This is a genomic window from Chryseobacterium sp. FG46, assembly GCF_057809135.1.
In genome coordinates, this window is the sequence record NZ_JBMDJJ010000040.1 from 1 (window position 1) to 14,397 (window position 14,397).

The 14,397-nt window shown below is 37.1% G+C and carries 12 protein-coding genes; 11 read left to right on the forward strand and 1 reads right to left on the reverse strand.

Features of this window, described 5'->3' with window-relative positions; translation table 11 throughout:
* The first annotated feature begins 152 nt into the window (after window positions 1-152).
* From ACODR7_RS19835 to ACODR7_RS19885, 11 genes are all read left to right on the forward strand, one after another.
* Window positions 153-1,475, forward strand: coding sequence for a sigma-54-dependent transcriptional regulator (locus tag ACODR7_RS19835; RefSeq protein ID WP_488841806.1), 1,323 nt, complete (start codon window positions 153-155; stop codon window positions 1,473-1,475).
* Window positions 1,476-1,912: 437 nt separating this feature from the next.
* Window positions 1,913-3,607, forward strand: a complete 1,695-nt coding sequence (gene kdpA / locus ACODR7_RS19840; RefSeq protein WP_488841807.1) for a potassium-transporting ATPase subunit KdpA — start codon at window positions 1,913-1,915, stop codon at window positions 3,605-3,607.
* 175 nt (window positions 3,608-3,782) lie between these two features.
* The gene (gene kdpB / locus ACODR7_RS19845; RefSeq protein WP_110367803.1) at window positions 3,783-5,822 is read left to right on the forward strand and encodes a potassium-transporting ATPase subunit KdpB; all 2,040 of its coding nucleotides are present in this window, start codon (window positions 3,783-3,785) and stop codon (window positions 5,820-5,822) included.
* A gap of 10 nt (window positions 5,823-5,832) precedes the next feature.
* Window positions 5,833-6,390: a potassium-transporting ATPase subunit KdpC gene (kdpC, locus tag ACODR7_RS19850; RefSeq protein WP_488841809.1), complete on the forward strand. Its 558-nt coding sequence runs from the start codon at window positions 5,833-5,835 to the stop codon at window positions 6,388-6,390.
* Window positions 6,391-6,459: 69 nt separating this feature from the next.
* A complete protein-coding gene (locus ACODR7_RS19855; protein ID WP_488841811.1) occupies window positions 6,460-7,545 on the forward strand; it encodes a porin in 1,086 nt (361 codons plus the stop codon).
* Window positions 7,546-7,600: 55 nt separating this feature from the next.
* Window positions 7,601-8,710 carry a histidine kinase gene (locus ACODR7_RS19860; protein WP_076597562.1) on the forward strand — a complete coding sequence of 370 codons (1,110 nt, stop codon included), beginning with the start codon at window positions 7,601-7,603 and terminating at the stop codon, window positions 8,708-8,710.
* Between the two features lie 5 nt (window positions 8,711-8,715).
* The gene (locus ACODR7_RS19865; RefSeq protein ID WP_488841813.1) at window positions 8,716-10,431 is read left to right on the forward strand and encodes an ATP-binding protein; all 1,716 of its coding nucleotides are present in this window, start codon (window positions 8,716-8,718) and stop codon (window positions 10,429-10,431) included.
* A gap of 79 nt (window positions 10,432-10,510) precedes the next feature.
* Window positions 10,511-10,978, forward strand: a complete 468-nt coding sequence (locus ACODR7_RS19870) for a hypothetical protein (RefSeq protein WP_488841815.1) — start codon at window positions 10,511-10,513, stop codon at window positions 10,976-10,978.
* Window positions 10,979-11,012: 34 nt separating this feature from the next.
* Complete coding sequence (locus ACODR7_RS19875) at window positions 11,013-11,471, forward strand: hypothetical protein (protein ID WP_488841817.1); 459 nt, start codon at window positions 11,013-11,015, stop codon at window positions 11,469-11,471.
* A 17-nt stretch (window positions 11,472-11,488) separates the two neighbouring features.
* Window positions 11,489-11,962, forward strand: coding sequence for a hypothetical protein (locus ACODR7_RS19880; RefSeq protein ID WP_488841819.1), 474 nt, complete (start codon window positions 11,489-11,491; stop codon window positions 11,960-11,962).
* Between the two features lie 57 nt (window positions 11,963-12,019).
* On the forward strand, window positions 12,020-12,262 hold the full coding sequence (locus tag ACODR7_RS19885) for a hypothetical protein (protein ID WP_488841820.1): 243 nt from the start codon (window positions 12,020-12,022) through the stop codon (window positions 12,260-12,262).
* Between the two features lie 36 nt (window positions 12,263-12,298).
* On the opposite strand, the gene ligA is transcribed toward ACODR7_RS19885, so the two are convergent.
* Window positions 12,299-14,305, reverse strand: coding sequence for an NAD-dependent DNA ligase LigA (gene ligA / locus ACODR7_RS19890; protein WP_488841821.1), 2,007 nt, complete (start codon window positions 14,303-14,305; stop codon window positions 12,299-12,301).
* Between the last annotated feature and the right edge of the window lie 92 nt (window positions 14,306-14,397).

Below are 14,397 nucleotides of genomic sequence, written 5' to 3' on the forward strand. Positions count from 1 at the left end.
TGTGGGAAAGCACAGGCGCGAGGAGTATGAATGGATAGCGGGAAACAGCTCCTGAAATCTCAAGAGTCCTTCAGTAAACTATTTCCTCCTATAACCCTATTTTACTCGAATAAATTCAATAAGTTTGTACTAGTTTTCCAAAAATAATTATAATGTCAGGAAATATTCTGATCATCGATGATGAGATCAAACTCCTTAAATTGTTAGGAATGATCCTTTCCCAAGAGAATTTTAATGTAAAAGAAGCTTCTACGGCACGGTCGGCAATGACGATGCTGGAGCAATATGAGTTTGATGTTGTTCTGAGCGATGTGCGCCTGCCTGATGCTTTTGGTGTAGAGCTGGTAAAGTCTGTCAAGAATAAATATCCTCAAATTGAAATTATTCTTATGACTGCATTTGGTAATATTACGGATGCGGTGCAGGCTATGAAGAATGGAGCTTATGATTATCTGGTGAAAGGAGATGACAATGAGAAAATAATTCCATTGGTATATAAAGCTCTTGATAAGGTGAAAGATAACAAATCAAGAGTTGTTCAGCAGGTTGTGACAAAAGGATTTGATCAGATTATCGGTAAATCTCCATTAATTTTGCAGGCTAAGAAATTGGCAGAAAAAGTGGCTTTAACGGATGCTGCTGTTCTTCTTACAGGCGAAACAGGTACGGGTAAAGAAGTTTTTGCCAGCGCTATTCATGAAGGGAGCGACAGAAAGAAAAACAACTTTGTGGCTATCAACTGTTCAGCATTTAGTAAAGAAATTCTGGAGAGTGAACTTTTTGGTCATAAACAAGGTGCCTTTACCGGAGCAGTGAAAGATAAAAAAGGATTGATTGAAGAAGCTAACGGAGGTACTCTGTTTCTGGATGAAATTGGTGAGATGCCTATAGAACTCCAGGCAAAGCTTCTCAGGGTTTTGGAAACCAGGGAATTTATCAAAATGGGTGAAACTAAAGTTTCTAAATCTGACTTCAGGTTAATTGCAGCAACCAACAGAGATCTGGAAGATGAAATAAAGCAGGGAAACTTTAGAGAAGACCTCTATTTCAGACTGAATGTATTTGAAATCACACTTCCTCCATTAAGAGAAAGAAAAGAAGACCTAAAGGCGATTGCCAGGCATTTTATAGATATTTTTTCTCATAAACTTCATCTGACAGCGGTTCAGGTAGATCCAGGCTATTATAAAGCACTGGAGAAAAATGACTGGAAAGGGAATATCCGTGAATTGAGAAATGCTGTAGAACGAAGCCTGATTTTAATGGATAACAATGTCCTTGATGCAGAGAGTCTTCCTCATTATTCTGAAAAAACTGCTCCGGAAAGTGATTCCCTAAGCATCAGGTCGCTTGAGAAGATACATATACAAAAAGTATTGCAGTATACTAAAGGAAATAAAGCAGAAGCTGCCCGTCTCCTTGAGATAGGAATTGCCACCTTATACCGGAAGCTTGAAGAATACGGATTAAAATAAACCGATTATCATTTTAATAAAGAGCCTATCATTTTGATAGGCTTTTCTGTTTTTATATAGTGAGATGTTTTAGTTTAATATATTGTTAGTCAGTGTTTTGAATGTTTGTTTTTCAAAATGGACCTTCTTTTGGCATATAGTCTCTGAATAAAATATTTAAAAATGACAATTTCAAGAAAAACGTTTAAAAAACGGGAGCACTCGACTTTTAGTCTGCTGATTGTATCGTACGTATTGTTAACCCTTTTAACCCTAATGATTAAGATATGATGCTCATAAGTTTAATGCTGCTTTTTGCAGTATTGTTTTGGCTTTTATATAAATCAGTTGAATTTTTTGATAGAATATAAATTATGTGGAGTTTATTTTTCCTCTCAATACTTGCCTTTGTGTATATCTGTTATGTTTTAATGAAACCTGAAAAATTTTAATTGATCATGAATACAGAAATTTTAGGCGTTATAGCAATGTTTGCTATTACATTAGTTATCGGAATTTTTTTAGGGAAATATATAGCTAATGTCTATGGATACAAAAAAACTTTTCTTGATCCGGTTTTTGAACCTGTTGAAAAGTTAATTTATAAAATATCGGGTATTAATCCTACCCGTCAGATGAATTGGAAACAGAATATGTACGCCATGCTGGCCATTAATCTGATCTGGTTCATCATAGGTTTCCTTCTTTTAATGAATCAGGCGTGGCTTCCTTTAAATCCCGATGGAAACCCGAATATGTCACCCGATCTGGCTTTTAATACGACCATTTCATTCTTAGTCAACTGTAATTTACAGCACTATTCAGGAGAAACAGGAGTAAGCTATCTGAGCCAGCTTTATCTGATGTTTTTACAGTTTGTAACAGCAGCAACAGGCATGGCGGCAATGGCGGTTCTTTTCAAAGCTTTTAAAGAAAAAACAAGTACCGAACTTGGGAACTTCTACGATTATTTTACCAAATCAATGGTCAGAATCCTGGTTCCGATAAGTGTAATTGTTGCTTTAGTACTTTCTATTAACGGAAGTCCGATGACTTTTGAAGGAAAGGATCATATCATCACATTGGAAGGTCAGAAGACTGATGTTTCCAGAGGTCCTGTATCTGCATTTGTTGCCATTAAACATTTAGGCACTAATGGAGGTGGCTTTTTCGGAGCCAACTCAGCACATCCGCTTGAAAATCCTAATTATATGACCAATATGACAGAAATGGTCACTCAGATGATCATTCCGTTTGCCTTGGTATTTGCACTGGGTTTTTATCTGAAGAAAAGAAAGCTTTCATGGGTGATTTTTACCGTAATGACGGTTGGTTTTCTGGCGCTTACCATTCCGAATATTGTAAATGAAACGGGAGGTAATCCTTTGATTACACAAATGGGAGCAGACAGCAGCCTCGGTGCCATGGAAGGCAAAGAAATCCGCTTCGGAAGTGCAGCATCCGGTTATTGGAGTATTGCAACCACAGTAATTTCAACGGGATCAGTGAACTCAATGCATGACAGTACTATGCCTCTTTCGGGAATGAATGAACTTTTGGCGATGATGATCAACTGCTTTTACGGAGGCTGCGGAGTCGGAATTCTGAACTATTTCATCTTTATCATTCTGGCTGTATTTATCAGTGGTCTTATGGTAGGAAGAACCCCGGAATTTATGGGCAAAAAGATTGAAGCCAAAGAAATGAAGATCGCTATGATTGTGGCTTTATTCCATCCTTTCTTAATTCTTGCAGGAACAGCTTTAACAGCTTATATGCCTGAATTTGGAGCAAAGACATTGAATAACCCAGGTTTTCATGGTTTCAGTGAAATGCTGTACGAGTTTACCTCTTCAGCAGCGAATAACGGATCCGGATTTGAAGGATTGGGAGACAACACACCATGGTGGAATATCTCGACCGGAATTGTACTGCTGCTCTCAAGATTCATCCCGATCATAGGACCGGTAGCCATTGCTGGGCTGCTGGCACAGAAGAAATATATCCCTGAGAGTTCAGGAACACTGAAAACAGATACGGCTACTTTCGGATTTATGACCCTGGCAGTGATTCTCCTGATTGCAGCATTATCTTTCTTCCCTGCATTGACATTAGGCCCTATTGCAGAGCAGATTCAGTATTTCTCAAAATAAATATGAACATTAAAATTTAAAATCAATATTCAACCATTAAGGATGCTGAAAAGTTTGAGGAAGCTAGTCTCATACTTACGAAACGTTCACTTAATATTATCCATATCTATCCTTATTATTTGGCAGAACTTAATGGTTACTATTGATTTACAATGATATAAATTCTTTCAAAAAAATGAAAAATCAGTCACAAACATTGTTTCAAAGAGATTTGGTAAACGAAGCGATCAAACAGTCCTTCGTGAAACTGAATCCGAAAATTATGTTTAAAAATCCGGTAATGTTCCTGGTGGAAATCGGAACCATTGTCATGTTTATCGTAAGCATGTTCAGCCTTACCGGTGATCAATCTCAGGGAAGCTTTTCCTATAACTTTTTAGTATTTATTATTTTATTTTTCACCGTTCTGTTTGCCAATTTTGCGGAAGCTATTGCAGAAGCAAGAGGAAAAGCACAGGCTGATACGCTCAGAAAAACCAGGGAAGAAACTCCTGCCAAATTAGTGCTGGATAATAAGCCCGGTTTTCAGGTAGAAACAAGGCTGAAGATGTCTGCTGAAATGACATTAGGCGATATTTTCCTTTGTGAGGCCGGAGATCAGATTCCAATGGATGGGGAGATCATAGAAGGTCTTGCTACCATTGATGAGTCTGCTATTACCGGAGAAAGTGCACCTGTTATCCGTGAAGCGGGAGGAGATAAAAGCTCTGTAACAGGAGGTACAAAAGTGCTGTCAGACAGAATTAAAGTAAAAGTAACTACAAAACCGGGAGAATCCTTTCTAGATAAAATGATCGCTCTTGTAGAAGGAGCATCAAGACAGAAAACACCAAACGAAATCGCATTAACCATACTTTTAGCGGGATTCACCCTTACATTTATTATTGTTACCCTCACTTTAAAGCCTTTTGCAGACTACGCGCAGACTCCGATTACCATAGCGGCATTTATATCTCTTTTCGTTTGTCTTATTCCGACAACCATCGGCGGTCTGCTTTCTGCAATCGGGATTGCGGGGATGGACAGAGCATTGAGAGCCAATGTAATTACAAAAAGTGGTAAAGCCGTAGAAACTGCAGGAGATATTGATGTTCTTTTGCTCGATAAAACCGGAACTATCACTATTGGAAACCGTAAGGCAACCCAATTTCACCCTGCCAATGGAATTCAGATTGAAGAATTCATTAAAGCCTCTGCACTAAGTTCCGTAGCGGATGAAACACCGGAAGGAAAATCAATCATAGAACTGAGTGCTTTGAAATCCGAAGATTTATTGGTTTCCAATCCTACTTATATTGATTTTACTGCGGAAACAAGAACTTCAGGAATTGATTTTGATGAAACAAGAATCCGTAAAGGAGCTTATGATACGATAAAAAAACTGACTGAAAAAGCCGGGAATATCTTCCCGCAGGAAACCCAGGATGCTGTAACCAAAATTTCTGAAAACGGAGGAACTCCTCTGGTAGTTGCTGTTAATGAAAAAGTATGGGGTGTTATTGAACTTCAGGATATCATCAAAACCGGAATTCAGGAGCGTTTTCAAAGACTTAGAAAAATGGGAGTAAAAACGGTAATGGTAACCGGAGATAATCCTCTGACAGCAAAATTCATTGCAGAAAAAGCAGGAGTAGATGATTTTATTGCGGAAGCCAAGCCTGAAGATAAGATGAATTACATCAAAAAGGAACAGCAGGAAGGTAAGCTGGTAGCGATGATGGGAGACGGTACGAATGATGCTCCGGCACTGGCACAGGCCGATGTAGGTGTAGCTATGAACAGCGGAACGCAGGCTGCAAAAGAAGCCGGTAACATGGTAGATCTTGACAATGACCCTACAAAGCTGATCGAAATTGTGGAAATCGGAAAGCAGCTGTTGATGACAAGAGGAACACTGACAACTTTCAGTATTGCGAACGATGTAGCGAAATATTTTGCCATTATTCCTGCACTATTTATCACTTTCATTCCTTCGCTTCAGAAGCTGAATATTATGAACCTTCACAGCCCGGAAACAGCCATCTTATCAGCGGTGATTTTCAATGCAGTGATTATTCCGTTCCTGATTCCGCTGGCGTTGAAAGGAGTGGCGTACAAACCAATCGGTGCGAGTGCCTTATTGAGAAGGAATCTTTTGATCTACGGCCTTGGCGGAGTAATTGTTCCGTTTATAGGGATCAAAATCATTGATCTGGTAATCAGTTTATTCTATTAAAATTTAAAAAATGAAAAATCATATTGTTTCAGCATTCAGATTAACACTTGTAATGCTGGTGGTGACAGGTATTTATCTGGCTGTAGTATACGGAGGATCTAAAATACTTCCCAACAAAGGAAACGGAGAAGTTATTTATGACAAAGGGCAGAAGTTTTATGTCAATATCGGGCAGGAATTCAAATCTGAAAAGTATTTCCACGGCCGTCCTTCTTCTGTCAATTATAATGCAGCGGGAAGTGGTGGAAGCAACAAAGGTCCAAGCAATAAAGAATATCTGGAAACTGTACAGAAAAGAATCGATACTTTGAAAATGGATAATCCTGAAATGGTAAATGCAAAAGTCCCTGTAGAGCTTGTTACAGCCAGCGGAAGCGGCCTGGATCCGAATATTTCTGAAGAAGGAGCATTGTATCAGGCGAAGAGAATTGCAAAAGTGAGAAATATTTCAGAAGAGCAAATTAAAAGCTTAATTAATAATCAGACTGAAAAGCCGTTGTTAGGGCTTTTCGGACCCTCAAAAGTGAATGTTCTGAAGCTTAATATTGCTTTGGATCAATTAAAATAATACATTTAATAAACGATACTCATGGTAAGCTTTTAAACCTTGACATGATTAATATACCTTATAATAAAAGTGAAAAAATATCTAGCTATAGCTGCGCTATCAGGGCTGTTTTTAGCCAAAGCACAATCATCAGATTCATTAAAAACTGGCAATAAAGTTACGTTTTCTGCTTATGCAGAACTCTTTTATACCTACGATTTTAATGAGCCCGGAAATCATATGCGTCAAAATTTTCTCTACTCCTATAACAGACATAATGAAATGAATCTTAATCTGGGATTGGTGAAAGCCAATTACCAAAGCGAAAATATCCGCGCCAATATTGCTTTGATGGCAGGAACTTATGCACAAGATAATATGGCTGCGGAGCAAAATGCATTGCGGTATATCAATGAGGCCAACGTAGGAATCAGAATATCAAAAAATAAAAATCTGTGGATTGATGCCGGAATCATGCCTTCACATATCGGTTGGGAAAGTGCCATAGGAAGGGATAATTTGAATCTGACAAGAAGTTTGGCTGCCGAAAACTCACCCTATTTCGAAACCGGAGCTAAAATTTCTTATACCTCAGATAATGGGAAATGGTTTTTAAGCGGACTAATACTGAACGGATGGCAGCGTATTGCCAAGCCTGAGGAAAATCAGAGTATTTCTTTCGGACATCAGTTGACTTATAAACCGAATGATAAAATTACCCTGAACAGCAGCTCATTCATAGGAAATGATAAAGCAAAAGAGGACAAAAGGATGCGTTATTTCCATGATTTGTATGGAAGCTTCCAGATAACGGATCAGTTTTCTGCGGTATTAGGATTTGATATTGGTGCAGAGCAAAAATCAAAAGGTAGCGAGCAGTATAATATCTGGTACAGCCCGAATGTTCAGATGAAATATCAATTGGACAACAAATGGGCGCTGGCAGGAAGACTGGAATATTATAATGATAAAAATGGTGTGATTATCAGTACTGAAACACCTAATGGATTTCAGACTTTCGGATACTCTCTCAATGTAGATTATGCCATATTTAAAAATGTAGTTTTCCGCACAGAAGCGAGAGGCTTTACTTCAAAAGATGCCATTTTTGCCAAGAATGATGATTTTAAAAAAGGGAATTTCTATATAACATCGAGCTTAGCAGTCTGGTTTTAAAAACGGTTTAGCCACAGAAAAAGTGCTTAAAGTAAAATTAAAAAGAATAAAATCAATGTCATCAGCAAAAGATTTTTTAGAACTGATTCAAAAATCCCGTAAAGGAAAATTCAAAATTTATATCGGGATGAGTGCAGGGGTAGGAAAGAGTTTCCGTATGCTTCAGGAAGCGCATTCCCTTTTGCGAAATGGCATTGATGTAAAAATCGGGTATATTGAAACTCATGGACGGGAAGAAACTGAAGCTCTGGTAGAAGGTCTTCCTCAAATTGAAAGGAAATCGGTTTTTTATAAAGGAAAGAATCTTGAGGAAATGGATCTTCAGGCCATTATCAACGAACATCCTGAAGTTGTTTTAGTGGATGAGCTGGCCCATACCAACGTAGAAGGCTCTAAAAATAAAAAAAGATGGCAGGATGTGCTGGAAATTCTTGATAACGGAATCAATGTGATCAGCGCCATGAATATCCAGCATATCGAAAGCCTGAATGAAGAGGTAAAGAAAATCACAGGGGTAGAAGTAACAGAAAGAGTTCCGGATAAGATTCTGGCCCTGGCAGATGAAGTAGTTAATATTGACCTTACGGCTGATGAGCTGCTGACCCGCTTAAAAGAAGGAAAAATCTATAAAAAAGAAAAAATTCAGACGGCTCTCAGTAACTTTTTCCAGAGCGGACATATTCTGCAGCTTCGTGAATTGGCTTTAAAAGAAGTAGCCACTCACGTGGAAAGAAAGGTGGAAACTGAAATTAAAACCGAAAATTTTAAACCTGTAAAATTTCTGGCCTGTATCAGCAGTAATGAAAAAATTGCCAAAACAATTATCCGCAAAACAGCAAGATTGGCCAGTTATTATAACAGTCCGTGGACTGTTTTGTACATTCAGAAACCTTCTGAAAATCCGGAAAAAATTGCATTGGATAAACAGCGGTATTTAATTAATAATTTTAATTTAGCACAGGAATTGGGCGCCAAAGTAGTCCGGATCAAGGAAAGCAGTGTTCACAACGGAATCCTGGAATATGTGATTGCTCATAATATCACCACGGTCTGTATTGGAAAGCCTCATGCCAGTTTCTGGCAGCGAATGTCAGGCTACAGCTGGATCTATACCCTTATGAACAGGCTGAATGAAAGACAGATAGATATTATTATTTTATCATAAAAATAATGAAACTTAAAACGAAACTTACCTTAGGCGTGGGCCTTTTATTTCTGCTGATCGTGCTTCTTTCAGTGATAGGTTCTGTATATATCAACAAATTAAAATCCGATACTGAAAAAATTCTTACGGCCAATTATAACAGTCTGGAATTTTCCAAAAATATGCTTCTGGCACTGGATAATATCAGTACAGACAGTGCCGTAGCCATAGCGGACTTTCGGAAAAATAATAAACTGCAGGAAAAAAACCTTACAGAATTTGGAGAAAAAGAAGCTACTCAGAATCTGAATCTCCATTTCAACAGTTATCTGAAAGCGCCTGATATTCATAAAGAAAAGCTCATCCGTGAGGATCTTGCGAAGATCATGTCTTTGAATATGAAAGGCATAGAACGGAAGAGTGATATTGCAATCATTACAGCAGAAAATGCTACTTTCTGGATTGTAAGTTTGGGAACTGTATGTTTTCTGATTGCTTTTATATTGCTTTTCAATTTACCCCAGACCATTGCCGAGCCTATCAATCAGCTTACGTTCAGTATCAAACAGATTGCCGACAAAAACTATAATGAAAGAGTTCATTTTAAAGGAAGTGAAGAGTTCAGCAGTCTGGCAGATTCATTCAATACGATGGCTGAGAAACTTCAGGAGTACGAAAGCAGTACGCTTTCCAAGCAATTGATGGATAAAAAACGGATCGAAACCCTGGTCAATAATATGCATGATGCGGTTATTGGTCTGGATGAACATCATTTTATCTACATGATCAATGACGAAGCGCTGAAGATCACCAATCTCCATAAAGAAGATATTATTGGAAAAACCGCGCATGAAGTAGCCATCAACAATGATCTGATGCGTGAACTGCTGAAAAATATAGATCATCCGGTAAAAGATCCGATTAAAATTGTTCGCGATAACAAGGAAAATTATTTTGAACAGGATATTATTCCCATCAATATTGTAAAAACCGGCGAAAAAGAGAAAAAATATATTGGAAAGGTAATCTTGTTGAGAAATATTACGCCTTTTAAAGAGCTTGATTTTGCTAAAACCAACTTTATTGCAACTATTTCTCATGAGCTGAAAACTCCTATTTCAGCAATCAAAATGGGCGTTCAGCTTCTTGGAAACCAAAAGTTCGGAGAACTGAACGAGCAGCAGCAGGAATTGTTGAAAAGCATCAATGAAGACGGGCAGCGTTTATTGGATATCACTGGAGAACTCCTTAATCTTTCTCAGGTAGAATCCGGAAATATCAGACTCACGGTTGAAAAGTGTTCTCCTAAAGAAATTGTGCAGACTGCTGTAAAAAATGTTGAAAAGCTTGCCGAACAGAAGAATATTTCCATCAGTACAGAATATCTTCTGGATGAAAGTGATGCTGTAACTGCAGACTTTGATAAAACAGTCTGGGTGATGAATAATTTTCTTACCAATGCCGTAAAACACTCTTTTCAGGACGAAAATATTAAAATCATGGTAGAAAAACGGGATGCTTTTATCCAGTTCAGTATTATTGATACCGGAAGCGGGATTGATGAAAAGTACCACCGCCAGATCTTTGACCGCTATTTTCAGGTGCCGGGAGAACATCAGAATGGAACAGGATTAGGCTTGGCTATTTCAAAAAACTTCATTGAAAAACAACATGGAGAAATAGGAGTAAAAAGTTCCCTGAATAATGGAAGTACATTTTACTTCAGACTGCCTGTTTCGTAAGGATTATTTGTCATATCTTTGAATAAGAAAGTCAGAGATTTTCTTATTCAAAAACTTGTAATTCTATTGTTGTAAATTCATGGATCCTTTTTTCTATTTGCCATTGGCAGGTGTTGCATTTTTTATCATTTCAAGAATTTTCTTTTATATCCAGAAAAATAAAATTATTGAAAAATATCAGCAGCCGGATGCGGTAGTTTTTAAAAATATCCATGGCACCATTGTTTCAGTAACTAAAGGAGGTCTCAGCTATAGTAAAAGATTTCGATGGTGTAGTTTTGAAATTTTCATGAATCAGAATTCTATGTTTTTGTTTCCTAAAGACTTTTACATTGTTCCCGGTAAGTGTATTAATCTGAGATTTGGATCAGATCGAAGAAATACAAGAAAACCGGAAGTTCTGAGAGAGTTTCATATATATGATAATTATGTGGAATTGATTCTTTATCCTGACTGGATGCCTAATACAAAACGTACAATTTCTTTGGAAGGATTAAACAAGGACGAAATTTTGCTATTTCGGAAAGCTTTGATTAAAGAAGCATAAACCGATATTCTTTATATTTACGATAAAAATAGAAATGAGAAAGACTTTTGGCTTTATATTATTTTCAGTTGTATTGAGTATTCAGATCTCTGCTCAGACCTTCACTTTAGAGCAGCTTGACGGTTTCAATAAACTTAGCATGGATGAGTTTAAAAAGGAAATGAAACAGCAAAAGTTCAAGTTTTATGAGAGAACCGAAGGGCTGGGTTTCCTTTTAACCGAATACGAAGCTCCAGACTATACCTCAAAAATCGGAAAGTTTGAATATGCTGAAGAAAAGTCAGAAGACAGAATTGAATTTGAGTGTAAAGACAAGAAAGAATACGATCAATATCTTAAGTTGATATTGGCTGCAGGATATAAAGAAACTGAGAAAGGGAAGATTATAACAAAAGAGCCATATGTGGATTACTACAGGAATAAAGAACATATCAGGCTGATTCTGCCTAAAGCAGGCGAAAGCATTCCGTATACCATTATTGTTTTCAAGTAATATTTAATAAGAACTTAATGAGTACTAAAGAGGTTCACTTTTACTCCAATAAGATAAAAAGTCTTATAGCATTGGTTATTTCATTTATTTTCATTTTAGCTTTTTTAAATAAAAAATTGGGAAATGCAGGTCTGGGCCTTATCATCATGTTTTATCTTGGATTTTTACTTTCATCATTCGGAGTTGCCTATTCAATTTTGTTATTATTTCGAACAAAACCTTTATTAACAGTTACTGATAAACAGATCATCATTTATAACTTATTGAGAAAACCCACAACGATCAATTTTGAAGATATTTCATCATTTTATATTTCAAATACAACATTTAAGGGAATAAAAACGAGTGAGTCTATTTATATTACCATAAAGACTGATCCATATTCTTTTGGCAAAAAAGATAATATTATAAATACAGACCTGTTGAATGTAAAAACAATTGCTTTATTGGAGATATTAAATAGTAGAAAAACTATTATTTGTAAGAATTAAGATTTGTCTATTGAAGCAATACTTAAATTTTCTAAATTTGATATTAAATCACACAGGATGAATACATCAGATTTAAAAATTGATTTAATTAACAGAATTACCCAATTAAAGGAACCCAGAATTATTGAAGAAATTCAAAAGATTCTGGATTTTGAATTGGATCAGAATGAATATATTCTTACTACCGAGCAAAAAGAAAGAGTTGCTGAAGGAAGAGAAGAATATAAGAATAAGGCATACCTTACAGAAGATCAGGTCAATCAGAATATTGAAGAATGGCTAAAAGAAAAAAGACTGTGATAGATTTCACAGCCTTTTGTTTTAAAATGATTACTCTTACTGCTTTTCAATCAAATCCAGAAACTGTTGCTCATCTAAAATATGGATTGTTCCAATATCCTGAGCTTTTTTCAGCTTGCTTCCTGCTTTTTCACCTACTACGAGATAGTTGAGGTTTTTCGAAACCGCAGAAATATTTTTCCCGCCATGCTTTTCTACCATTTCCTCAGCAGATTCTCTGGTAAATAGAGATAATTTTCCAGTGAAAAGGAATGTTTTTCCTTCCAGAACATTGGATAATACTTCATTTGTGCTTTCTCCTTTTTCAAGTTGTACTCCGTAAGATTTCAACCGCTCGATCATCAATAGGTTTTCAGAATTCTGGAAGAAATCAACAATGCTTACTGCAATCTTAACTCCGATATCTTCTACCTGGCAAAGCTCTTCTACCGTAGCACTCTTCAATTCTTCAATTGTAGGGAAGTTTTTTACCAGTTTCTTAGCAACCGTTTCTCCTACATGTTTAATCCCGATTCCGTACAATACTTTTTCAAAAGGAATTTCTTTGGATTTTTCAATTCCTGTGATGATATTCTGCGCGGATTTCTCAGCCATTCTTTCCAGGGGAAGAAGCTGTTCTTTCGTTAAAACATAGAAGTCGGCAGGGTTTTCAATCAGTTTTTCTCTGTATAGCTGTTCAATGGTTTCACTTCCAAGATTATCAATATTCAACGCTTTTCTGGAAACATAGTGAATCATTCTTCCTACAACCTGTGGTGGACAGTGAAGTTCGTTCGGACAGAAATGAATCGCCTGATCTTCAACTTTTACCAGCTCAGTACCACATTCCGGACAATGTTTGATATATTCTATTTCTTTGCTTTCTTCCGTTCTCTTATCTGTATTTACGCCAACAATTTTAGGAATGATTTCACCTCCTTTTTCTACATACACAAAATCATTCTCATGAAGATCCAGTTTTTTGATGATATCCTCATTATGAAGAGAAGCTCTTTTTACGATGGTTCCGGCCAGTAAAACAGGTTTAAGGTTGGCAACAGGAGTAATAGCACCCGTTCTTCCCACCTGGTAAGAAACGCTCTGAAGTTCTGTCTCTACCTTTTCTGCTTTAAATTTATAAGCCATTGCCCAACGCGGAGATTTGGCTGTATAGCCAAGCTGTCTCTGCTGCTGTAATGAATTCACTTTTAAAACAATTCCGTCAATTTCAAAAGGAAGATTATGGCGTTCGGTATCCCAAAACGTAATAAATTCCTGTACTTCAGCCATCGTTTTACATAATTTGGCCTGCTGTGATGTTTTAAAGCCCCAGCTCTGAGCTTTCTGAAGCAGCTCCCAATGGGTTTCTGCAGGAACTTCATCAGAAATAAACTGATACAATACCGAAGAAAGTCCGCGTTTTCTTACCTCAGCGCTGTCCTGCATTTTCAAACTTCCGCTGGCTGTATTTCTTGGATTCATGAAGGGATCAAGACCTTCTTCTTCACGCAGTTTATTGATTTTGTCAAAGTTTTTTCTGGTCAGATAAATTTCTCCACGCATGAAAAAATGAGTCGGGAAATCACCCTTCAAAGTCAGAGGAATATCTGAAATGGTTCTCACATTCGGGGTAATCTCATCTCCCTGAAAACCGTCACCACGGGTAACCGCCTGTGAAAGCTTTCCGTTTTCATAAAGGATAGAAATGGATGCACCGTCATACTTCAGTTCAGCAACAAACTCCACAGGATCTTCAATGGTTTTGATGATTCTCTTTTCCCAGTCTTCCAGATCATCAAAATCATAAGAATTATCCAGAGAATACATCCTGAATTTATGCTGAATGGTAGGGAAAACCTTGGTAACACTACCACCTACACGAACGGTAGGAGAATTTTCATCATAAAATTCGGGATACCTGGCTTCCAGATCCTGTAACTCCTCCAGAAGCATGTCAAATTCATAATCTGTAATAGTAGGAGTATCCAGTTGGTAGTAGTTTTCGTTATGCTGGTGAAGTTCCTTGCGGAGCTGTTCTATCTTTTGTTGAATGTTTTCAGACATTGGGTTTCTATCTTTTGGGCAAAAATAACTAAAGTAATTGCATTTAAAAAATAACAGAATAAAATAGTACGGGAAAATTAAAAATGCTTAAT